The sequence below is a fragment of the Acidovorax sp. genome, assembly GCF_027492855.1.
GTDB lineage: Bacteria > Pseudomonadota > Gammaproteobacteria > Burkholderiales > Burkholderiaceae_C > Acidovorax.
On the sequence record NZ_JAPUDY010000044.1, the window covers coordinates 1 to 22,409 of the forward strand.

A 22,409-nucleotide genomic window follows, 5' to 3' on the forward strand; every position below is an offset into this window, starting at 1 on the left:
TGCACGACGCCGTCAAGCGCCGCTGCCTGTACCACTGGCTGGACTACCCCGAGCGTGAGCGCGAGCTGGCCATCGTGCGCACCCAGGTGCCAAATGCCAGCGCGGCGCTGGCGCAGCAGGTGGCAGAGTTTGTGGGCCGCCTGCGCAGCCAGCCGTTTGCCAATGCCTTTCAGCGTGCTCCCGGTATTGCCGAGAGTGTGGAATGGGCCAAGGCGCTGGTGGCGCTCGACACCATCGTTGTGGACCCAGAAGTGGTGTCTGACACAGCAGGCATTTTGTTCAAGCAGCGCGAGGATGTGGCGGCTCTCACACGCGACATGGCGGTGCAGTTGCTGCAGCCTGCCGACGCTGATGCTTGATACCGATACCGATGTGCATTCAAGAATATGAAACCGTTCGGGCTGAGCTTGTCGAAGCCTCACGTGGCGCTTCTACAAGCTCAGCCCGAACGGTTCTGATGGATCGAACGCGAACCCATATGAAGGAGTGGCCGTGGCAGAGGGCATGACGATCTCTTCGGTCTCGCAATTGGGCGATGCCCGCACCGGCAAGCTGGCTGACAACCTGAGCGGCTTTGGCCGCACGCTGCGCCGCGCCGGTGTGCGTGTGGACGCCGCGCGCATGGCGCTGGCCCAGCAGGCGGTGATGTTGGTGGGATTGCAGCGCGAGGATTTTTGCGCCGCGCTGGAGGCCGTGCTCGTCAGCCGCGAGCAAGACCGCATGGTGTTCCGCGAGCTGTTTGACGCGTACTTTCGCAACCCCAACATCGCCCAGAAGCTGCTCGCGCAGATGCTGCCCAGCGCCGAGTCCAAGGCCGAGCCCGCCAAGCGCCGCCCGCGCGTGAGCGAGGCGCTGGCCCCCGTGCGCGCGGCGCGCAATGGCCCCCCGCCGCGCGAGGACGACAAGATCGACTTCGATGCCGCCATGACCGCCAGCGACCTGCAGCGCCTGCGCCATGCCGACTTCAACCAGCTCTCGGCCAGCGAATACTTGCTGGTGGAACGCCTGGCGCGCGAAGTGCCTTTGCCCCTGCCGCGCTATGCCGCCCGCCGCACCCGGCCGGGTGTACGCGGCAGCCGCCCGCACTGGCCGGGCGCCATGCACCATGCGGCCCGCCATGGCGGCGAGGTGCTGCGGATTCCGCTTCTGCAGCGGCGCCAGCAACCGCTGCCGCTCTTGGTGCTGGTGGATGTGTCCGGCTCGATGGAGCGTTATGCGCGCCTGCTGCTGGCGTTTTTGCACGCCGCCACCGCACCACGCCACACGGGGGGCGCCGTGCGCCGCGATGTGTTCGCGTTCGGCACGGGGCTGACTGACCTCACGCCCGCCTTTCGCCAGGCCGACACCGACGCCATGCTGCACACGGCCAGCCACGCCATCTGTGACTTTGCCGGGGGCACCCGCATGGGCGACAGCCTGGCCCAGTTGCGCACGCAACATGCCCGGCGGCTGGTGGGGCGACGCACACTGGTGCTGCTGATCAGCGACGGGTTGGACACAGGCGCGCCCGAAGCGCTGGCGCAGGAGCTGGGCTGGCTGCGCCGCCATTGCGGGCGCCTGCTGTGGCTCAACCCGCTGCTGCGTTTCGACGGCTATGCCCCCACCGCGCGCGGCGCCGCCGAACTGCACCGCCAGGCCCACGGCATGGTGGCCGTGCACAACCTGAGCCGCTTGCAAGAGCTGGCGGCCAGCCTGGCGGCAGTGCTCAGGCAGTGACCGATTTCAGAGACAACCGAACCACCGAGAGGACCCACCATGGAAATGCAAGCCAGCCGCACCCTTGCCGTCAGCCAGCAGCAGGCCTGGGAAGCGCTCAACGACCCCGAAGTCCTCAAGCTGTGCATCCCTGGCTGCGACAAGGTCGAGCCCACGGGCGAACACCAATACGCCGTGGCCATGGCGCTCAAGATCGGCCCTGTGTCGGCCAAGTTCGCGGGCAAGATCACCCTGTCCGACATCTTGCCGCCCGAGAGCTACAACATCGCGTTTGATGGTTCAGGCGGCGTGGCGGGCTTTGGCAAGGGCAATGCCCAGGTCAAGCTGGTGCCGGTGCCTGATGATGGGACGGGGCAGGACAGTTGCGAGCTGCACTACACCGTGCATGCGTCGGTGGGCGGCAAGATCGCCCAACTGGGCCAGCGCTTGATCGATGGCGCCGCCAAAACCATGGCCGAGGATTTCTTCAAGCGTTTTGACAACGAAATGCAACGCCGCCACCCACGCCCCGAGGTGCCGCAAGCCACCGCTGCGAATGCCGTCACCCAGCCCGGTGCGGTAGATGGCGGCACCATGGCCCAGGGGGGCGGGGTGCCCGCCTGGGTGTGGGCGGGGGGCGTGGTGGCGCTGGTGTTGGTGGCCTGGTGGTTCAATCGGGGCTGAATAAGCGGGAAACTTGAGCCATGGAAAATTTGGACGTTATGGTGCTGCGCACCCTGCAAGGCTGGCGCGCCGCAGGGCGCCGCGCCCTCTTGGCCACAGTGGTGCGCACCTGGGGCTCGTCGCCCCGGCCCGTGGGCTCCATCATGGCGCTGTGTGAAGATGGCGCGGTGGTGGGCTCGGTATCGGGCGGCTGCATTGAAGACGACCTGATCGACCGCCACACCCGCGCCTATGCGCAGGTGGCCACGGCTGCGTCGGCTGCATCGGCGGCCGAGCACAGCATTCCCAGCGGGCCGCCGACCTTCGTCAAATATGGCATCAGCGCCGACGAAGCCCATCGCTTTGGCCTGCCCTGTGGCGGCACGCTGGAGCTGCTGCTCGAATACGACCCTGACCCGACCCGCCTGGCCGAGCTGATCGCTCTGTTGACCGCAGGCCGCCTGGTGCAGCGTACCGTGCGCCTGGCCGACGGTGCCGTCACGCTGGCCCCGGCAGCGGCGCCGCAGGACTTGGCGGTGGACGCGCGGCAGCTCACCAACACCTTCGGGCCGGAATACCGCATGCTGCTCATCGGCGCCGGGCAACTCACGGAATACCTCGCCACCATGGCCTTGTTCAACGGCTTTGCAGTGACCGTGTGCGACCCGCGAGAGGAATACCGGGGCAGTTGGAGCGTGCCTGGCGCCACCGTGGTGAGCGATATGCCCGACGACGTGGTGCTGGCCTTCAAGCCCGACCACCGCAGTTGTGTGGTGGCGCTCACGCACGACCCCAAGCTCGACGATCTGGCCTTGCTGGAGGCGCTCAATACCCAGGCCTTCTATGTGGGCGGCATTGGCTCGCGCCGCAACAACGAGGCACGCCGAGCGCGGATGATGGAGCACTTCGATCAGACCGCTGAAAGCCTGGCACGCCTGCGTGGCCCCATCGGTATCTACATCGGCAGCAAGACGCCGCCCGAGATCGCCGTGAGCGTGATGGCCGAGATATTGGCCGTGAAGAACGGTGTGGCCCTGCCGCGCGACGTGGAAGTGGCCCAGGCCAAGAACGACCGGGAACTGGTGCACAACGATCCAGGTGCGAGGGTGTGTGGGGTGGGCTGACGCAGTCAGTCGTTGCGGGTGCCGCACCAACAAGCGCCAGGGCCTCAGTTCCCCATCACCACCGGCCCGCCCTTGGCAATGCCCCGCTGGTAGGCGGGGCGTGCCTGCATGCGCTGCAAGTAGGCCTTCAGGTGCGGGCAATGGCCCGCGTCATTGGCGCGTGCCAGCAGGGCCTCTACCGCAAAACTCATCTGAAAATCTGCCATGGTGAGGTGCTCGCCCGCAAACCAGCGGTGGGTGGCCAGGTGCGCCTCGATGAAGGCGAGCGCGGCGTCCACGTTGGGGTCGATGAGCTTTTGCTGCACGCTGCCACACAGTTTTCGCGCAATGGGCTTGGCGAAGAAGGGCATGGGCTGGGTGGGGATCGTCATGAACACCAGCTTCATCACCAGCCAGTTCATGAGTGAGCCCTCGGCGTAATGCATCCAAAAGCGGCACTGGCGGTGCTCCGGGGTGCGCAATGCGGGCTGCAGATGGGCCAGGTCGCCATCTGCCTGCGCGCCATAGGTCTCCACCAGGTACTCGATGATCGCGCCCGACTCGGCAATCACCTCGCCGCCATCGGTGATCACGGGCGATTTGCCCAGGGGGTGGATTTTTTTCAGCTCGGGCGGCGCCAGCTTGGTGGCCTTGTCGCGCCGGTAGACCTTGAGTTCGTAGGGCACCCCCAGTTCTTCCAGGAGCCAGAGGATGCGCTGCGAGCGCGAGGTTTCGAGGTGGTGGACGGTGAGCATGGGTGCATATTAGGGCCTCCAGCGGCCAGCACGGCGTAGAGGACGCCCGGAAAGCAAAAAGCCCTCTCGCGAGGGCTCTTTTGCAAGGTGCCAGCCGCACAGGCCAGCCCGTGGCGATCTGGCGATCAGCCGCCCTTCTTGGAGCGCTTGCCAGGGTTCTTCTTGCTGCGGGTTGCCACACCGCGCTCCAGGCTCACGCGCTGGCCACGGCCGGGGGTAGCCAGGGTGTAGCCGGGCACGGGCGTAGGGCGGGGGGTGCGCTTGCGGTCTGCTTCGGTGACGATCTTGTTGCCCATGGTAGGTCTCTGAGTTGGTGGAAAAAAGAGTGATTTTAGGCTACAGCCGGGCGCAGGGGTTTTTGGAGGCTTCCTATGCGATCTCGAAAGCCTCCCGCAGCGCCATGCAGAAGGCGGCGCTGCCGCTGATGGTCAGGGTCAGGGTGGTGCGTGGTGGCGCCGCAGGCCCGAGGGCGGTGCGAAGGTGTTCGTCGGCCGGGTCCAGCTCCAGCACCAGCGGTGTGCTGACCTCCTGCACGCCCTGCAGGTCGTACTGCCATTCACCGCCATCTTCCAAGGGGCCGTAGGCCTCCGGCCAGTGCTGGTGTGCCCAAACCAGCACCTGGACGATTTCGGAGTGCAAGGCCGGAATCTGGGCTGGCAGCGCGCTGGCCATGGCATCAAAGGTGCCGATGCCGTCGGCATCTTCGCTGTAATCAAAGTCCAGGTAGTTCAGTGGCATGGTCGGGAGTTAGAAAAATGAGGTCCATCATGCCCAGGTGCGGCCCAGTGCCTGGGCGGCCTCACCCAGGCGGGGCACCTGTTGCAGCGCCTGGGCCAGCGGCATGCGGGCCGCAGGCGCCTGCAGTGCAACGGCGCAGCGTACCTGGCGCTGTTGTCCTCCGCTGCCCAGCACGGGCACGGCAACGCAGACGAGGCCGTCGACAAACTCTTCGGCGTCGGTGGCGTAGCCTTGCCGCAGGATCTGCTCCAACTCGGCTTCCAGGGCGGTGCGCTCGGTCAGGGTGGTGGCTGTGTGGCGGGTAAGGGGCAGGCCGTTCAGAATGGCGGCCCGGCGCGCGGCTGACAGGTGGGCCAGAAACAGCTTGCCGCTGGCCGAGCAATGGATGGGCACGCGGGTGCCAGGCCGCAGTTCCATGCGCAGCGGAAAGGCAGATTCCACGCGGTCCAGGTAGATCACCTCGGCGCCGCTCAACGCCGTGAGGTTGCAGCTCTCGCCAATATCTGCCACCAATTGGCGCAGCACTGCATGGCGCACGCCATGCTGGGTGCCCGCGCTGAGCGTGCTCTCAGCCAGGCGCAGCAGGCGTGGGGCCGGGGTGTAGCGGCGGCCATCGGGTTCGCGCGCCAGCAAACCGCCGCTTTCAAGCTGGCCCAGCATGCGGTGCACGCTGGGCTTGGGCCAGCCGGTGGCCTCGATGGCGTCGGCCAGGCTGAAAGGCCGGCCTTGGGCGCACATGATTTCCAGCAGTTCAAACAGCCTGAGGCTGGGGGATGTGTTGATCATAAATCCCGGAATTCGAGACGAATCCATAAAACATTTCGGGATTATTGAACATTGTGGCTAAGCTGCAAACCACGATTCTTTGGGGTATCCATGGCAGCGACTTTCCAGAATGCGGTACTCACCGGAGCTTGCGGCGGCCTGGGCCAGGCCCTGGCACGGGAACTGATCCGCCAGGGGGCGTCCGTGGCGCTGGTGGGGCTGCACCAACCCACCCTGCAGGCGCTGGCCGCACTGGCACCCGAGCGCTGCGCCGTGTACACGCCCGATGTGGCCCACAGTGCCGCCATGCAGGCCATGGCGGCGGATTGGATGGCGCGCAGGGGCCCGCCCGATCTGGTGATCGCCAACGCGGGCGTGGCGGGTGGCTATGACACCGCCGAGGCCGATGACCTGGCCGTGCTGCGCCGCATGCTGGAGATCAACCTGCTGGGCGCTGCCACCACGTTTCAGCCCTTTGTCAAAGCCATGCGTTCGCAGCGGCGCGGCGCCCTGGTGGGCGTGGCCAGCATTGCGGGTTGGCGTGGCATGCCCGGAAACGGCGCCTATTGCGCCAGCAAGGGTGGGCTGATCCGTTACCTGGAGAGCCTGCGTGCCGAATTGCGCGGTAAGTCCGTTTTGGTCAGCACGGTGAGCCCCGGTTACTTGCGTACCCCGCTGACGGCCGGCAATCGGTTTGCCATGCCTGGCCTGATGGAGCCAGAGGCCGCAGCCCAGGCTATGTTGGAGGGCATTGCAAGGGGGCGCACCCACATCGTGCTGCCTGCGCGCATTGGCTGGCTGGCCCGGCTGCTCAATCTTTTGCCCGATGCCCTGCACGATCGCCTGCTGCTGGGCCAGCCGCGCAAGCCGCGTGTGGGCCAGGCAGGTGCCACTGCCATTCCGGGCCTGCCACCGCCGGACGAACCGGGTGCCTGAACCGGTCTGCCGAGGGATGGACAGAGCGACACAAGACCAAGAGAAAGAAAGCAAAAACATGAGCCCAGAGACAACGCCCACCGTGGTGGACACCCGCACTCAGATTGCATTGATTGGCGCTGGCCCCAGCGGGCTGGCCGCCGCGCGCAATCTACAAAAACTGGGGGTGCCTTTTCAGGGCTTTGAGGCCCACACCGATGTGGGAGGGCTGTGGAACATCGACAACCCGCGCAGCACCGTGTACGAGTCTGCACACCTTATTTCCAGCAAACACACCACGGAGTTCACCGAGTTCCCCATGCGCCCCGAGGTGGCCGACTACCCCAGCCACCGCGAAATGCGCCAGTATTTCCTTGATTTTTCAGAGCGCTTTGGCTTGCGCCAGCACTATTGGTTTGGCACCCGTGTGCTGAAGGTAGAGCCCGTGGGTGAGGGCGCTGCACCGCTGTGGCGCATCACCTGGAGCCAGCACGGCGGCCCTGCGCAGACGGCGGAGTTCAAGGGTGTGGTGATTGCCAACGGCACACTGGCCGAGCCCAACATGCCGCGCTTCGAGGGCCACTTCGATGGGGAACTGCTGCACACCAGCGCCTACAAAAGCGCCGAGCTGTTCAAGGGCAAACGCGTGTTGGTGGTGGGCGCGGGCAATTCGGGTTGCGACATCGCGGTGGACGCGGTGCACTACGCCAAGAGCGTGGATCTTTCGGTGCGGCGCGGTTACTACTTTGTGCCCAAGTACGTGTTTGGCAAGCCTGCCGACACACTGGGCGGCAAGCTGCCGCTACCCCCTTGGCTCAAGCAGAAGGTCGATAGCGTGGTGCTGCAATGGTTTACGGGCGATCCGGCGCGCTTCGGCCTGCCCAAGCCCGACTACAAGATGTACGAGTCGCACCCCGTGGTGAACTCGCTGGTGCTGCACCACCTGGGCCATGGCGACATCCACGTGAAGCCCGACATCGCCCGTTTTGACGGCCACACGGTGTACTTCAAGGATGGCCGCGCGCAAGACTACGACCTGGTGCTCTGTGCCACGGGCTACAAGCTGCACTACCCGTTCATTGACCACAGCCTGCTCAACTGGCAGGGCATGGCGCCGCAGCTGTACCTCAACATCCTCTCGCCGCGTTTCGACAACCTGGCCGTGATGGGCATGATCGAAGCCAGTGGCATTGGCTGGCAGGGCCGTTATGAGCAGGCCGAGCTGGTGGCCCGCTTCTTCAAGGCGCAGGCCGAGGGCTCGCCGCGTGCCGAGGCGCTGCGCCAGGCCAAGGCAGGTCCGCCGCCCGATCTTTCAGGGGGATTCAAGTATCTGAAACTCGAACGCATGGCGTACTACGTGCACAAGAATACTTACCGCAACGCCGTGCGTGCAGCTTCCGCTGCCCTCGCCTGAAAGGCTCACCATGCTGCCCGTGGACGAAATACGGCTCAACTTCAACCCCGCATCACTGGTGGTGCTGAACGTGGTGCTGGGTTTTCTCATGTTTGGCATTGCGCTCGACACGCGCGTGGCCGACTTCAAACGTGTGCTGCGCATGCCCGGCGCCATGGCGGTGGGCATTGCGGCGCAGTTCATCGTGCTGCCTGCGGTGACCTTCGTGCTCACGCTGCTACTGAAGCCCGGCCCCAGCATTGCGCTGGGCATGATCCTTGTGGCGTGTTGCCCGCCCGGCAACGTGAGCAATATCCTCACGCACCGCGCCGGAGGCAATGTGGCGCTGTCGGTGTCGATGACGGCGATCTCCAATGCGTTGGCCATCGTGCTGATGCCACTCAACTTTGCGTTCTGGGGCAGCATGCACCCCACGGCGGCGCCGCTGCTGCGCAGCATTGCGCTCGACCCATTGGAAATGGCGGGCCATATCGTGGTCATCATCGGGCTGCCGTTCGTGCTGGGCATCTTGTGTGCCGAGAAACTGCCGCGTTTCACGCAGCGGATCAAAAAGCCCGTGCGCATCCTGAGCTTTGTCTGCCTGATTGGTTTCATTGTTGGCGCCGTGGCGGGCAATTGGCGCTACTTCCTCGACTACGTGGGGCTGGTGCTGCTGGCCGTGGTGCTACATGACGCACTGGCCTTTGGCACCGGCTATGCCTGTGCGCGGGCGAGTGGATTGCCAGACTACGACCGGCGCGCAGTGAGCATTGAGGTGGGCATTCGCAACGCCGGGCTGGGCCTGGTGCTGATCTTCAGCTTCTTCGGTGGCCTGGGCGGCATGGCCGTGGTAGCGGGCGTGTGGGGCTTCTGGGACATCATCGCAGGCTTGGTGCTGGCCGGGTGGTGGGGGCGTAGACCGGTCGTGCAGCCCTCCGCATCGCCAGGGGCAGTGGCCAAGGAGCGCGGCGCATGACCGAATCGTTGATGAACACCCGCCGCATCTTGGTGACCGGGGCCGATGGTTTTCTGGGCCGGGGCGTGGTGGCGGCGCTGGCGAGTGAAGGGGTGGCCACCCTGGTAGTGGCCGATGTGCGTGAGGTGCCCGCCGAGCGCCGCCTGCCCGGCGTGATCTACAGGGTGCAAGATGTGCGCGACCCCGAGCTGGAGCAGGTGCTGGCCGAACATGCCATCGACAGCGTGGTGCATCTGGCCTCTATCGTCACGCCAGGCAAGGGCTCCAGCCGCGAATTCGAGTATTCCGTGGATGTGCTGGGCAGCAAGAACGTGCTCGATGCCTGTGTGGCCCAGGGCGTTCAGCATCTTGTCGTCAGCTCCAGCGGTGCGGCCTATGGCTACCACGCTGACAACCCGGCCTGGCTGCGCGAGACCGATGTGCTGCGTGGCAACGAGGTGTTTGCCTACGCCCACCACAAGCGGCTTGTGGAGGAAATGCTGGCCCAGTACCGCGCTGACAATCCGGCGCTGGCGCAGACGGTGCTGCGCATCGGCACCATCTTGGGCGAGCGCGTGGACAACCAGATCACCGCGCTGTTCGACAAGCCGCGCCTGCTGGCCATCCGGGGCAGCGCCAGCCCGTTCGTCTTCATCTGGGATGAGGACGTGACCGGCGCCATCGTGCATGCCCTGCGCACGCGGCGCGCGGGCTGCTTTAACCTGGCGGGCGATGGTGCGCTGCCGCTGCGCGAGATCGCCCGGCGCCTGGGCAAGCCGGTGCTGGAGCTGCCTGCGGGCCTGTTGCGCGCCGCGCTGGCCGTGGGCTCCACCTTGGGCGTGAGCCGCTATGGACCCGAGCAGCTCGATTTTCTGCGCTACCGCCCCGTGTTGCTCAACACAGCGCTCAAGGAAGGGCTGGGCTATGCGCCCGGCAAGACCAGCGCCCAGGCGTTCGATGCCTTCGTAGCCGCCCGCGCGCGCCAGGGGCGGCCCGTGGCTGCGGCCGGGTCATCGGCGGTGGCCGCATGACCGTGCGGGCGCTGAGCCGGGGCGACCTGCTGCGCGCGCTGGCCGTGGTGGTCATCTGGGGGCTGAACTTCGTGGTGATGAAGGTTGGTCTGCAGGGGCTCAGCCCCATGCTGCTGGGCGCCCTGCGGTTTGCCGCCGCGTCGCTGCCTTTTTTGTTGTTCGTGCCCCGCCCCGCGCTGCCGTGGCGCTTTGTCGTGGGCTATGGGCTGGCGCAGGGGCTGGGGCAGTTTGGCTTTCTGTTTCTGGGATTGCAGCTGGGGATGACGGCAGGGATGGCCTCGGTGGTCATGCAGACGCAGGCATTCTTCACCTTGCTGCTGGCCGCACCGTTGCTGGGCGAGCGCGCCAAGCCCTGGCAGTGGTGGGGCCTTTTGCTGGCGCTGGGCGGGCTCATGACCATTGGCTTGGCGCATGGCGAGGGGCCGGGGCAGATGACGCTGGCTGGCTTTGTGCTCACGCTGGGGGCGGCTTTCATGTGGGCCGTGTCCAATCTGGTGGCGCGCCGCGCCGCGCAGGCCGGGGCCTATGCGCCGTTCCCCTTCATCGTGTGGAGCAGCCTGGTGCCCATTGTTCCGTTCTTTGCGCTGGCCGCCTGGAACGACGGTGTGGGCGGCGTGCAGGCGCAGCTTCGCTCCATCGACGGTGTTGCGCTGCTGGCGGTGGGCTATCTGGCTTTTCTGGCCACCTTGCTGGCCTACACGCTGTGGACGCAACTGCTTCAGCGCCACGCCGCCGGGCGGGTCACGCCGTTTTCGCTGCTGGTGCCTGTGGTGGGGCTGTGGGCCGCCTATGCGTTCTTGGGCGAGACCCCCTTGCCGCTGCAATGGGGCGGCGCGGCAGCCGTGCTGTGTGGTCTGGTGGTGAACCAGGCTGGAGGCTGGCTGGCGGCGCGCAGGCAGCGCCAAACCGAGGCTTCTTCGACCGCTCTCTAAAATCCTGGACTCGCGCAGGACTGGATGGAATGCCCTGCGCGCCAAACCCAAGGAAGCAGGATGTCTCTGAACGTGGTGTTGCAGGTGGAGGGCCTGTGCTTTGCCTACCCCGAATGCAGGGTGCTGGACCAGTGGTCCATGGCGTTGCCCGCAGGCCTGGCCTTGGTGCGCGGCGATGAGAGCAGTGGCAAAACCACACTGTTGCGGCTGTTGGCGGGGGAACTCGTCGCGCAGGCCGGGCGCATCACGCTGCGGGGTGTAAATCAGCAAGCCGCGCCCAAAGCCTATGCGCAACAGGTGTTCTGGGCCGATCCCCGTTCGGACGATTTCGACAAACTGACTGCCAGGGGCTGGCTTGATGGCCTGCCCGCCCGCTATCCGCTGTGGGATGCCGCTGCACTGGCCGCGCACACCGAGGGGTTTACGCTGCATGAGCATCTGGACAAGCCGTTCTATGCGCTGTCCACCGGCAGCAAGCGCAAGGTGCTCATGGCTGGGGCCCTGGCGTCGGGGGCTCCCCTCACCCTCATCGATGAGCCGGTAGGGGGCTTGGACAAGCCCTCTATCCACTACCTGGCGCAGGCCCTGACGGCGCAGGCATTCCAGCCCGACCGCCTGGTTGTGGTGGCTCACTACGAGGCCCTGATGGGGGTGCCCTGGGGCTCCGTGGTGGATTTGGTGCGGCTCTGAGGCTTCGGGGGCTTGTGCTTCTCGGCCAGCAGCGGGAGAAGGACTGCCTTAGACTGCTCCGGCTTTCCCTTTTTATTTCTCCCCGCAAGGACCGCTCCATGGACGCGCTGCTCTTCGTTCCGGTGGCCATCGCCATTTCGCTCACCCCAGGGCCCAACAATTTTTGCGGCCTGAACAACGGCATTCGTGCTGGTGTGGGCGCGGCCTTGATTGCTACCGTGGGCCGGGCGGCGGCGTTTGCCATCTTCCTCGCGGTGTCTGCCGTGGGGCTGGGCGCCATGTTGCTGGCTTCTGAGGCCGCCTTCACGGCGGTGAAATGGGTGGGTGCGGCCTATTTGTTCTGGCTCGGCTGGCGGGCCTGGCGCAGCCGCGAATTCAGCGGCCTTGCGTTGGCTGATGCTTCGGGCAGTGGCCTGCTGCCTGGCCACCCGGCGCCTGTGAGCCTGCGCGCACTCATCGCCCAGGAGTTTTTGCTGGGCATCACCAACCCCAAGGCCATCATTCTGTTCGCGGCGATCTTTCCGCAGTTCATCGATCCGGCACAACCAGCGGCGCGCCAGTTTCTGGTCTTGGGCTCCATCTATCTTGGCAGCGAGTTTGTATCGACGGCCGTGTATGCCAGCTTTGGCCGCCAGATTCGCCGTTTTATCCGCACATCGCAGGGTGTGGCGCGGCTGAACAAGGCCACGGGCGGATTTTTCATGGGCGCTGGCGGTCTTTTGCTGGCGACCAATCGTTGACCTGCACTACCTGGGTGGGTGTGTTGCGCGGTCGGTAAGCGCAATCCATAGCACGGGTAAATCCCCGGTAAAGGGGCTCGCGCAGCGGTGGTTTCCCTGGGGCGCTGGCTACCATATCCATCCGCTCATTCACCGCGTTGCGCCCGACCATGCCCCTGATCCGCTCGTTTGCCCGTTCGCAGCAGCCGGCTGCATTGCAGTCCGGCAAGCTGCGGCTGCTTGTTGCCGTGCTGTTGGCTGCCGTTTTGGCGGGGTTGGCCGCAGGTGGCGCCCTGTGGTGGAAGCAGCGCCAGGAGGCAGCCAGTGCAGGCGGTGCAAGCGCAACGGGGGCCTCCGCCGGGCGTAAACCACCCGCTGGCGGGCCGGGCCGCTTTGGCGGTGGCAGCAATGTGCAGCCTGTGTCGGTGGGCACCGTGCAGCGGGGTGATGTGCGGGTGGTGGTGAGCGCCATCGGCACCATGAGCGCCCGCTCCACGGCCGTGGTGCGCGCCAAGGTGAGTGGCGAGTTGATGGCGCTGCGCTTCAAGGAGGGCGATGAGGTGCGTGCGGGCCAGGTGTTGGCCGAGATCGATGCACGCAGCTACCGCGCGGCGCTGTCGCAGGCCCAGGGCACGCTGCAGCGTGACCAGGCCTTGCTCAAGAATGCGCAGCTCGACCTCAAGCGCTACCAGGACCTGCTGGCGCGCGACTCGATCGCCAGCCAGCAGGTGGACACCCAGGCCGCGCTGGTGCGGCAACTGGAGGGCACGGTGGCATCCGGTCAGGCCCAGGTGGATGCAGCGCGCCTGCAGTTGAGCTACACCCAGGTGACGGCGCCGTTTGCGGGTCGGTTGGGCTTGCGCCAGGCCGACAAGGGCAATGTGGTGGGGCCGAGCGATGCCAACGGCATCGTCACCATCAATCAGGTGCGGCCCATGGATGCTGCGTTTTCCGTGCCCGAGGCCCACCTGCCGCAGATGCGGCAGCGCATGGCGGCGGGCAAGGAGTTGCCTGTGGAGCTGTGGGACCGCGATGCGCGCCGCTCGCTGGCCAAGGGCCGCGTGGTGGCGCTGGACAACGCCATCGACACCGCCACGGGCACCATCAAGGTCAAGGCCGCATTCGCCAACGAAGACGGTGCGCTGTATCCCAACCAATTCGTCAACGTGCGGCTGCAGGTCAATCTGCTCGAAGCCGTGCTGACCGTGCCTGCGACGGCGGTGCAGAACAACTACGTGTATCTGGTGCAAGAGGACAGCACCGTCACCCAGCGCGCCATCCGTGTGGGCGTGGCCGATGGCAACCGCATCAGCATTGAGGGCGAATTGCGCGAGGGCGACCAGGTGGTGACCGACGGCATCGACCGCCTGCGCGAAGGCGCCAAAGTGGCGGTGATCGATGCCGGGGCCGTGACCCGCGCTGACCAGGCCGCCCAGGACCAGGCCGCGCAGCGCCGCGCCTTCATGGCGTCGCTGTCGCCCGAGGCACGCGAGAAGCTTCAGAAAATGAGCCCCGAGGAGCGCCGCGCCTTCATACGCGAGCGGCGTGCGCAGATGGGCGCGGGTGGCGCCGCACCGGCTGCATCAGCGGCATCAGCTCCAGCAACGCCGTCTTCTGCCGCACCTGCACAGGCTGCTGTGGCGCCTGCTGCGGCGCCGGCCAGTGCGCCGTCGGAACCACCGCGTGGTATCCCGCCCCAGGTGAAAGCGCTGCTCGACCAGATGCCCGCCGATGAACGTGCCCGCGTGATGGCCCTGCCGCAGGACGAGCGCCGTGCCTACATCCGCGAGCGGCTGCAGTCGCCTCAGGGTGGCACTGCGGCACCAACGCGCTGAGCGCGGCACCGTTTGCGAGCGCATCTGTCGCCATGAATCTGTCGCGCCTCTTTATCCTGCGCCCCGTTGCCACGGCGCTGTTCATGGTGGCGATCCTGATCGCGGGGCTGATGGCCTACCGGTTGCTGCCCACCTCGGCATTGCCCGAGGTGGACTACCCCACCATCCAGGTCACCACGCTGTACCCGGGCGCGAGCCCGGACGTGATGACCTCCAACGTCACCGCGCCGCTGGAGCGCCAGTTCGGCCAGATGCCGGGCCTCTCGCAGATGTCGTCCACCAGCTCGGGCGGGGCCTCGGTGATCACGCTGCGTTTTGCGCTCGACATGGCGCTCGATGTGGCCGAGCAGCAGGTGCAGGCGGCCATCAACGCAGGCAGCAACCTGCTGCCCAGCGACCTGCCCATGCCGCCGCTGTACAGCAAGGTCAACCCGGCGGACGCGCCCATCCTCACGCTGGCCATCACCTCGCCCTCGCTGCCCGTCATCCGCGTGAACGACCTGGTGGAGAACCGCCTCGCGCCCAAGCTCTCGCAGGTCAAAGGCGTGGGGCTGGTGGCGATTGCGGGCGGGCGCCGCCCGGCCGTGCGCATCCAGGCCAACCCCACGGCGCTGGCACAACTGGGCCTGACGCTGGAGGACGTGCGCACGTCCATCGCGGCCGCCAACGTCAAGCAGGCCAAGGGCGGGTTTGACGGCCCCGCGCGCGCATCGACCATCGACGCCAACGACCAGTTGCAGTCTGCCGCCGAATACCGCGACCTCATCATCGCCTTCAAGAACGGCGCACCCGTGCGCTTGAAAGACGTGGCCGAGACGGTGGACGATGCCGAGAACACGCGCCTTGCGGCTTGGGCGGGCACGGCAGACACCGGGGCCAAGCCCGGCGTGATCCTCAACATCCGCCGCCAGCCTGGCGCCAACGTGATCGAGACGGTGGATCGCATCAAGGCCCTGCTGCCGCAGTTGCAGAGCACGCTGCCCGCCTCGCTGGATGTGCAGGTGCTGACTGACCGCACGGTCACCGTGCGCGCCTCGGTGCGCGCCATGCAGATGGAGCTGGGCCTGGCCGTGCTGCTGGTGGTGGCGGTGATTTTTGTCTTCTTGCGCAGCCCCTCGGCCACTCTGATCCCCAGCGTAGCGGTGCCGCTGTCGCTGATCGGCACCTGCGGCGTGATGTACCTCGCGGGGTTCTCGATCAACAACCTCACGCTGATGGCGCTCACCATCTCCACCGGCTTTGTGGTGGATGACGCCATCGTGATGATCGAGAACATCGCGCGCTACGTGGAAGAGGGCGAGGCACCGCTGGCGGCGGCGCTCAAGGGCTCCAAGCAGATCGGTTTCACCATCATCTCGCTCACCATCTCGCTCATCGCGGTGCTGATACCGCTCTTGTTCATGGGCGACGTAGTGGGGCGCTTGTTCCACGAGTTCGCCATCACGCTGGCTGTCTCCATCCTGATCTCGGCCGTGGTGTCGCTCACGCTCACGCCCATGTTGTGCGCGCGGCTGTTGCGCCACACGCCCGAAGAGAGCCATGGGCGGCTGTACCGGGCCACAGGCCACTTTTTCGACCGCGTGATTGCGGGCTATGGCCGCATGCTGGCCTGGGTGCTGGACCGCCGGGGCTGGACCTGGCTGCTGTTCCTGGCCACGCTGGTGCTCACCGTGGTGCTTTACCTGTTCATCCCCAAGGGCTTCTTCCCGGTGCAGGACACGGGCACGCTGCAGGCCACCACCGAGGCTGACCAGTCGATCTCGTTTGCTGGCATGGCCGAGCGTCAGCAGGCCGTGGTCGACAGTTTGCTGCAAGACCCGGCCGTGCGCAGCATCTCGTCGTTCATCGGCGTCGATGGCGCCAACACCACGCTCAACACGGGCCGTTTGTTGATCGACCTGCAGCCGCACGCGCAACGCGACAAGGCCGATGCGGTGCAGCAGCGCCTTGCCGAGCGTGTGCAGGGCTTGCCCGGCATCCGCCTTTTCATTCAGCCCGTGCAGGATTTGACGATTGAAGACCGTGTGGCGCGCACGCAGTACCAGTGGCTGCTGTCGTCGCCCGACATGAAACAGCTCACCACCAGCACCACCGAGTTGCTGCGCCGCCTGCGCGCGCTGCCTGAGCTGACCGACGTGGCCAGCGACTTGCAGGACCAGGGCCGCCAGGCCTATGTGCAGATCGACCGCGCCCAGGCCAGCCGCCTGGGGGTGACGGTGGCTGGCATTGATGCCGCGCTGTACAACGCCTTTGGCCAGCGGCTGATCTCGACCATCTTCACCCAGTCCAACCAGTACCGCGTGGTTCTGGAGGTGGCGCCGCAGTTCAAGGTGGGGCCCGAGGCGCTGCAGAGCATTTATGTGCCATCGAGCGCCGGAGCGCCTGTACCGCTGTCGTCGGTGGCGCGCATCGAAGAGCGCAACATGCCGCTGGTGGTGAACCACGTGGGCCAGTTGCCCGCTGCCACGATCTCGTTCAACACCGCGCCGGGCGTTTCGCTGGGCAACGCCGTGGCCGCCATCGAGCGCGAGAAGGCCGCTGTGCAGGCCGAAGGCCAGTTGCCGTTGTCGGTAGAGACACGCTTCCAGGGCGCGGCGCTGGCCTTCCAGGCCTCGCTGTCGAACACGCTGCTGCTGATTTTGGCGGCGGTGGTCACGATGTACATCGTGCTCGGCGTGCTGTATGAGAGCACGGTGCACCCGGTCACGATTTTGTCCACCTTGCCCTCGGCAGGGCTGGGGGCCTTGCTGGCGCTGATGGCGGCGCGGGTGGATCTGGACATCATCGCCATCATCGGCATCGTGCTGTTGATCGGCATCGTGAAGAAGAACGCGATCATGATGATCGACTTTGCGCTGGAGGCGCAGCGCGACGGCGGCTTGAGCGCGCGCGATGCCATTTATCAGGCGTGCCTGTTGCGGTTTCGGCCGATTTTGATGACGACGCTGGCGGCCTTGCTGGGGGCGTTGCCGATGATGTTGGGCACGGGAGTGGGCAGTGAGCTGCGGCATCCGCTGGGGGTGACGATGGTGGGGGGGCTGATCCTGAGCCAGTTGCTCACGCTGTTCACGACGCCGGTGATCTACCTCACGTTTGAGGGGTGGGCGCAGCGGTGGCGTGGGCGACGGGGCGGGGTGGCTTGATGGCGGCCCTGGATTTCACTTTGTTGTTCACCGTTCGGGCTGAGCTTGTCGAAGCCTGGGCGCTTCCCCATCCGTTCGGGCTGAGCCTTTCGGAGTCTGCGCACTTCCTTGAACCGTTCGGGCTGAGCTTGTCGAAGCCTGGGCTCGTTGGCTGGTTTGGGAGGTGTGCTTGGGTTCAGGGCGGGGGCCGGGTTATCGCCCCGGCAGGCGACTCACTTTTCTTTGCTTCGCCAAAGAAAAGTAAGCAAAAGAAAGGCGACCCCCAGCCTGCAGCCAGCAGGGGTTGGACAGCCGAACAGCCACACGGGCCGTCGACAGTGTCTCGCGGGCGCAAGCGCCTCGCGCCGTGCTGCGGGGCGTGCGCCCCGGCCTCCGGGCTTACTCAAGGCACATTGATTGCTATTAAAAACATAGCTGCTTGCGCTTATCAGATAAGCGCTGGGTGCCAAAAAGATCAAAAAAATGAAGAGGCCACCCCATGAGCCTCTCCACCCCCTTCATCCATCGCCCCATCGGCACCATGCTCCTCACCCTGGGCCTGGCCCTGGCCGGTGCGGTGTCGTACTTCCTGCTGCCCGTGGCCCCGCTGCCGCAGGTGGACTACCCGACCATCTCGGTCAGCGCGAGCCTGCCTGGCGCCAGCCCCGACACCATGGCTGCCACCGTGGCCACGCCGCTGGAGCGGTCGCTGGGCGCCATTGCGGGGGTCACCGAGATCACCTCGCGCTCCATCCTGGGTAGCACCTCCATCACGCTGCAGTTCGACCTGGATCGCAACGTGGACAGCGCCGCGCGCGATGTGCAGGCGGCCATCAACGCCGCGCGCACGCTGCTGCCCACCGGCATGCCCAGCAACCCGACCTACCGAAAGGTCAACCCGGCGGATTCGCCCATCATGATCCTGGCGCTTACGTCCGACCTGCTCACGCGCGGGCAGATGTACGACGCCGCCTCCACGGTGCTGGCGCAAAAACTCTCGCAGGTTGAAGGCGTGGGGCAGGCCACGGTGAGTGGCGGCGCACTGCCTGCCGTGCGGGTGGAGCTGGACCCGGTGCGGCTGGCGTCCAACGGTATTTCGTTGGAGCAGGTGCGCAGCGCCATCGTCACCACCAATGCCAACCGGCCGCTGGGTGCGGTGGAGCGTGAGGACCACTACTGGCAGGTGGCCACTAACGACCAGGCGCGTGTGGCGGCCGACTACGCGCCACTGGTGCTGCGCTGGAAAAACGGCCAGGCCGTGCGACTGCAAGACGTGGCCGAGGTGAAGGACTCGGTGCAGGACGTACGCAATTTCGGCGTGGCCAATGGCAAACCGGCTGTTCTGCTGCAGGTCTACAAGCAGCCCGGCGCCAACATTCTCGAAGCCGTGGAGCGGGTGCGTTCGCTGCTGCCCGCGCTCAAGGCGTCCATTCCAGAGGCCATTGATATCGAGATCGTCTCCGACCGCACGCCCACGCTGCGCGCCTCGGTCAAGGAGGTGGAGCGCGCGCTGCTCATTGCGGTGGGGCTGGTGATCCTGGTGGTGTTTCTGTTTTTGCGCAACGGGCGCGCCACGCTCATCCCCAGCGTGGCGGTACCGGTGTCGCTGGCGGGCACGTTTGGCGTGATGTACCTCGCGGGCTACACGCTCGACAACCTCTCGCTCATGGCGCTCACGGTGGCCACGGGTTTTGTGGTGGACGACGCCATCGTGGTGCTCGAGAACATCATGCGCCACATGGAGCGTGGCAAGACCGCGCTGCAGGCCTCGCTCGACGGCGCGCGAGAGATCGGTTTCACCGTGGTGTCCATGAGCCTCTCGCTCATTGCCGTGTTCGTGCCCATTTTGTTCATGGGCGGCATCGTGGGGCGGTTCTTCCGCGAGTTCGCCATCGTCATGTCCTCGGCCATCCTGGTGTCGATGGTGGTGTCGCTCACCACCACGCCCATGATGTGCGCGGCGCTGCTCAAGCCCCAACACCTCCATGCAGCGCGGCGCCGCCGTGGGTGGTTGGACCGGGCCCAGGCGCGCGGCATGCGCTTGTATCGCCGCAGCCTGGCTTGGTGCCTGCGCCACCAGCCGGTGGCCCTGCTGGTGCTGGCGGGTGTGGTGGCGCTCAACGTGAGCCTGTACACCGCCATCGACAAGGGTTTCATGCCCGAGCAGGACACGGGCCGCATCTCGGGTTTCATCCGGGCCGACCAGGCCACGTCGTACCAGGCCATGGAGCAGCGGCTGCAGCGTTTTCTGGCCATCGTGCAGGCCGACCCGGCCGTGGAGCATGTGACCGGCTTCACGGGCGGCTGGCAGCGCAATGCCGCGCAGATGTTCATGACGCTCAAGCGCGGGCCGGGGCAAGAGCGTTCAGAGGTGGTCATCGCGCGGCTGCGCGAGCAGCTCAAGAACGAGCCGGGCGCGCGCCTGTTCATGGTGCCGCAGCGCGACATCCGCATTGGCGGGCGGCAGAGCAGTGCCTCGTTCGACTACACGCTGCAGGCCGACGACATTGGCGACCTGCGCACCTGGGAGCCGCGCATCCGCCAGGTGCTGAGCCAGTTGCCAGAACTGGAGGACGTGAACAGCGATGTGCAGGACTTCGGTCTGCAGACCTCGCTGGTCATCGACCGCGACGCCGTGGCGCGCCTCTCCCTCACCATGGCGCAGATCGACGCCACGCTGAACGATGCCTTTGGCCAGCGCCAGGTGGGCGTGATCTACAACCCGCTCAACCAGTACCGCGTGGTGATGGAGGCCGAGCCACGCTACCTGCAAAGCCCCGAGACGCTGCGCGGCTTCTTCTTCGTCAACAGCCTGGGCCAGCAGATCCCGCTGACCGCATTTGCGCGCATCACCACCACCAACACGCCGCTGTCGGTCAACCACGACAGGGGCACACCGGCCAGCAGCATCGGCTTCAGCCTGGCGCCGGGCGTGTCGCTGTCGCAGGCGTCCGATGCCGTGCGCAACGCCGTGGCCGAGCTGGGTGTGCCGGTGTCGGTGCGCGGCTCGTTCAGCGGCACGGCGGGTGCGTTTCAGGACTCGCTGGCGGGCCAGCCGCTGCTGATCCTGGCGGCCATCATCACCATCTACCTGGTGCTGGGCATGTTGTACGAGAGCCTGGTGCACCCCGTCACCATTTTGTCCACGCTGCCCTCGGCGGGTGTGGGGGCGCTCATGGCGCTGATGCTGTTCAAGACCGAGTTCTCGCTCATCGCGCTCATCGGCGTGATCTTGCTGATCGGCATCGTCAAGAAGAACGCGATCATGATGATTGACTTTGCGCTCACCCGGCAGCGCCAGCAGGGCGGGGTACATGTGACGGCCGCACAAGCCATTTACCGTGCATGCAATTTGCGGCTGCGCCCCATCCTCATGACCACGGTGGCGGCCATTTTTGGCGCGCTGCCGCTGGCCCTGGGCCGGGGCGATGGGGCCGAGCTGCGCCAGCCGCTGGGCATAGCCATCGTGGGCGGGTTGCTGGTGAGCCAGTTGCTCACGCTTTACACCACGCCGGTGATGTACGTGGCGCTGGACCGGCTGCGCACGCGGGTGCTGCGGGCCCTGGGCCGCCGCCGCAGTGCGCGGGCGGCAGCCGCACCAGTGACCCCGGCGGTATTGCAAGGAAACGACGGATGACCTCTCCCACTCTTTCGCGCCGGGCCGCTTGGCCTACCCTGCTGGTTGGCAGCCTGTGGCTGGCAGGCTGCGCGCAAACCCCGCCGTATGAGCGGCCCGCCATGGACATCCCCACCGCCTTCAAGGAGGAGGCCGCAGCGCAGGCCCAGGGCTTGTGGCAGCCCGCGCAGCCCCAGGCCGCCAATGCGGTGCCCGAAACCTGGTGGTTGGCCTATGGCGATGCCGTGCTGGACCGCCTGCAGCAGCAGGCCGATGCGAACAGCCCCACGCTGGCCCAGAGCGCCGCGCGCCTGCGCGCCGCCCAGGCGGCCGTGGCCAGCAGCAGCGCGGCGACCTTGCCCACCGTGGGGGCCAACGCCAGCAGCAGCCGCGCGCGCAGTGGCTCGCAGCTGGCCAATGGCAGCAGCACGGCGCGCATCAGCAATAGCCACTCGCTGGGCCTTTCTGCCAGTTGGGAGCTGGACCTGTGGGGCCGCGTGTCGGCCGGGGTGAGCGCCGCGCAGGCCAGCGCCCAGGCCAGTGCTGGCGATCTGGCTGCCGCCCGCCTGTCGCTGCAGGCCACGGTGGCGCAGACTTATTTTTCGCTGCGTACCGCCGAAGCCCAGGCCGCGCTGCTGGCCGAGACCCTGAAGGCCTATGACCGCAGTTGGGAGCTGACGCGCAATCGCCAGACTGCGGGTGTGGCCTCCAGCGCCGATGTGGCGCAGGCCGAGGTGCAGTACAAGTCCACCCAGGTGCAATTGCTGGAGTCGCAAACCACGCGCAGCCAGTTGGAGCACGCGCTGGCCGCCTTGTTGGGCCAGGCGCCCGCGGCGTTCTCGCTGGCGGCCACGGGCGCGTTGCCCACGCCTGCGGCAGTGCCGCAGGCCTTGCCGTCCGACCTGCTGCAGCGCCGCCCCGACATCGCCGCTGCCGAGCGCCGCGTGGCGGCGGCCAATGCGCAGATCGGCGTGGCGCGCGCCGCATATTTCCCGGCGCTCACGCTGTCGGCGGCAGGCGGCTACCGGGGCTCGCCGCTGTCCGATTTGTTCAGTGCGCCCAACCTGTTCTGGTCGCTGGGTCCGGCGTTGGCGGCATCCATTTTTGACGGCGGCGCCCGCAGCGCGGCGGTGGAGTCGGCCCGCGCCAGCCACGAGCAGGTCACGGCGGCCTACCGAGGCGTGGTGCTCACGGCGCTGCAGGAGGTGGAGGACAACCTGACTGCCGCCGCCGCCCTGGCGCAAGAGGAGCAGTTGCAGCGCGAGGCCACCGCCGCCGCGCAGCGCGCGCTGGATGTGGTGGAGAACCAGTACCGCGCGGGCACCGTGGGTTACCTCAATGTGCTGGCGGCGCAGACCACCGTGTTGTCCGCCCGGCGCAGCCTGATCGACGTGCGCAGCCGCAGGTTAAGTGCCGTTAACAGCCTGCTCAAGAACGTGGCGGGGCGATGGGAGCCGCGGGCAGCACCGTGAGGCCTGGAGT

General features: G+C 66.6%; 18 protein-coding genes and 1 pseudogene. 15 read left to right on the plus strand and 4 right to left on the minus strand.

The features are described 5' to 3' along the window. The 4 genes and pseudogenes from Q0105_RS07995 to Q0105_RS08010 all read left to right on the plus strand — a co-directional run. Nucleotides 1-359, plus strand: a pseudogene (locus Q0105_RS07995) (MoxR family ATPase); the annotation flags it as partial. A 145-nt stretch (nt 360-504) separates the two neighbouring features. Next, entirely contained in the window at nt 505-1,716 is a 1,212-nt protein-coding gene (locus tag Q0105_RS08000; RefSeq protein WP_298210543.1) for a VWA domain-containing protein, read from the plus strand. A 39-nt stretch (nt 1,717-1,755) separates the two neighbouring features. Beyond that, nucleotides 1,756-2,379 carry a carbon monoxide dehydrogenase subunit G gene (locus Q0105_RS08005; RefSeq protein WP_298210545.1) on the plus strand — a complete coding sequence of 208 codons (624 nt, stop codon included), beginning with the start codon at nt 1,756-1,758 and terminating at the stop codon, nt 2,377-2,379. 20 nt (nt 2,380-2,399) lie between these two features. Then, nucleotides 2,400-3,482 (plus strand): XdhC family protein, encoded by a 1,083-nt coding sequence (locus Q0105_RS08010; RefSeq protein WP_298210547.1) that lies wholly within the window; start codon nt 2,400-2,402, stop codon nt 3,480-3,482. A 44-nt stretch (nt 3,483-3,526) separates the two neighbouring features. On the opposite strand, the gene Q0105_RS08015 is transcribed toward Q0105_RS08010, so the two are convergent. From Q0105_RS08015 to Q0105_RS08030, 4 genes are all read right to left on the minus strand, one after another. Next, nucleotides 3,527-4,216 (minus strand): glutathione S-transferase, encoded by a 690-nt coding sequence (locus Q0105_RS08015; protein ID WP_298210549.1) that lies wholly within the window; start codon nt 4,214-4,216, stop codon nt 3,527-3,529. Nucleotides 4,217-4,341: 125 nt separating this feature from the next. After that, nucleotides 4,342-4,512 (minus strand): hypothetical protein, encoded by a 171-nt coding sequence (locus Q0105_RS08020; protein ID WP_162995995.1) that lies wholly within the window; start codon nt 4,510-4,512, stop codon nt 4,342-4,344. 73 nt (nt 4,513-4,585) lie between these two features. Beyond that, nucleotides 4,586-4,954 carry a hypothetical protein gene (locus tag Q0105_RS08025; protein WP_298210552.1) on the minus strand — a complete coding sequence of 123 codons (369 nt, stop codon included), beginning with the start codon at nt 4,952-4,954 and terminating at the stop codon, nt 4,586-4,588. A gap of 27 nt (nt 4,955-4,981) precedes the next feature. Further along, nucleotides 4,982-5,740 (minus strand): IclR family transcriptional regulator, encoded by a 759-nt coding sequence (locus Q0105_RS08030; protein ID WP_298210554.1) that lies wholly within the window; start codon nt 5,738-5,740, stop codon nt 4,982-4,984. A gap of 90 nt (nt 5,741-5,830) precedes the next feature. Between Q0105_RS08030 and Q0105_RS08035 the strand changes: the two genes are divergently transcribed. The 11 genes from Q0105_RS08035 (at nt 5,831) to Q0105_RS08085 (ending at nt 22,399) form a co-directional block, all read left to right on the plus strand. Then, complete coding sequence (locus tag Q0105_RS08035; protein WP_298210557.1) at nt 5,831-6,655, plus strand: SDR family oxidoreductase; 825 nt, start codon at nt 5,831-5,833, stop codon at nt 6,653-6,655. 58 nt (nt 6,656-6,713) lie between these two features. Beyond that, entirely contained in the window at nt 6,714-8,048 is a 1,335-nt protein-coding gene (locus tag Q0105_RS08040; protein WP_298210559.1) for an NAD(P)/FAD-dependent oxidoreductase, read from the plus strand. A gap of 10 nt (nt 8,049-8,058) precedes the next feature. After that, nucleotides 8,059-9,003, plus strand: coding sequence for a bile acid:sodium symporter family protein (locus tag Q0105_RS08045; RefSeq protein ID WP_298210561.1), 945 nt, complete (start codon nt 8,059-8,061; stop codon nt 9,001-9,003). Then, the gene (locus Q0105_RS08050; RefSeq protein ID WP_298210563.1) at nt 9,000-10,013 is read left to right on the plus strand and encodes an NAD-dependent epimerase/dehydratase family protein; all 1,014 of its coding nucleotides are present in this window, start codon (nt 9,000-9,002) and stop codon (nt 10,011-10,013) included. Before Q0105_RS08045 ends, Q0105_RS08050 begins: the two co-directional genes overlap by 4 nt. Further along, nucleotides 10,010-10,945 carry an EamA family transporter gene (locus Q0105_RS08055; RefSeq protein WP_298210565.1) on the plus strand — a complete coding sequence of 312 codons (936 nt, stop codon included), beginning with the start codon at nt 10,010-10,012 and terminating at the stop codon, nt 10,943-10,945. The genes Q0105_RS08050 and Q0105_RS08055 overlap by 4 nt, the downstream gene beginning before the upstream one ends. A 60-nt stretch (nt 10,946-11,005) precedes the next feature. Then, on the plus strand, nt 11,006-11,635 hold the full coding sequence (locus Q0105_RS08060; RefSeq protein ID WP_298210567.1) for an ATP-binding cassette domain-containing protein: 630 nt from the start codon (nt 11,006-11,008) through the stop codon (nt 11,633-11,635). A 98-nt stretch (nt 11,636-11,733) separates the two neighbouring features. Beyond that, the gene (locus tag Q0105_RS08065; protein WP_298210569.1) at nt 11,734-12,375 is read left to right on the plus strand and encodes a LysE family transporter; all 642 of its coding nucleotides are present in this window, start codon (nt 11,734-11,736) and stop codon (nt 12,373-12,375) included. A gap of 149 nt (nt 12,376-12,524) precedes the next feature. Continuing rightward, on the plus strand, nt 12,525-14,189 hold the full coding sequence (locus Q0105_RS08070; protein WP_298210571.1) for an efflux RND transporter periplasmic adaptor subunit: 1,665 nt from the start codon (nt 12,525-12,527) through the stop codon (nt 14,187-14,189). A 32-nt stretch (nt 14,190-14,221) separates the two neighbouring features. Continuing rightward, nucleotides 14,222-17,332, plus strand: coding sequence for an MdtB/MuxB family multidrug efflux RND transporter permease subunit (locus tag Q0105_RS08075; protein ID WP_298210573.1), 3,111 nt, complete (start codon nt 14,222-14,224; stop codon nt 17,330-17,332). Between the two features lie 478 nt (nt 17,333-17,810). Further along, nucleotides 17,811-20,948: an efflux RND transporter permease subunit gene (locus Q0105_RS08080; RefSeq protein WP_298210575.1), complete on the plus strand. Its 3,138-nt coding sequence runs from the start codon at nt 17,811-17,813 to the stop codon at nt 20,946-20,948. Beyond that, entirely contained in the window at nt 20,945-22,399 is a 1,455-nt protein-coding gene (locus tag Q0105_RS08085) for an efflux transporter outer membrane subunit (protein WP_298210577.1), read from the plus strand. The genes Q0105_RS08080 and Q0105_RS08085 overlap by 4 nt, the downstream gene beginning before the upstream one ends. The last annotated feature ends 10 nt before the right edge of the window (nt 22,400-22,409 follow it).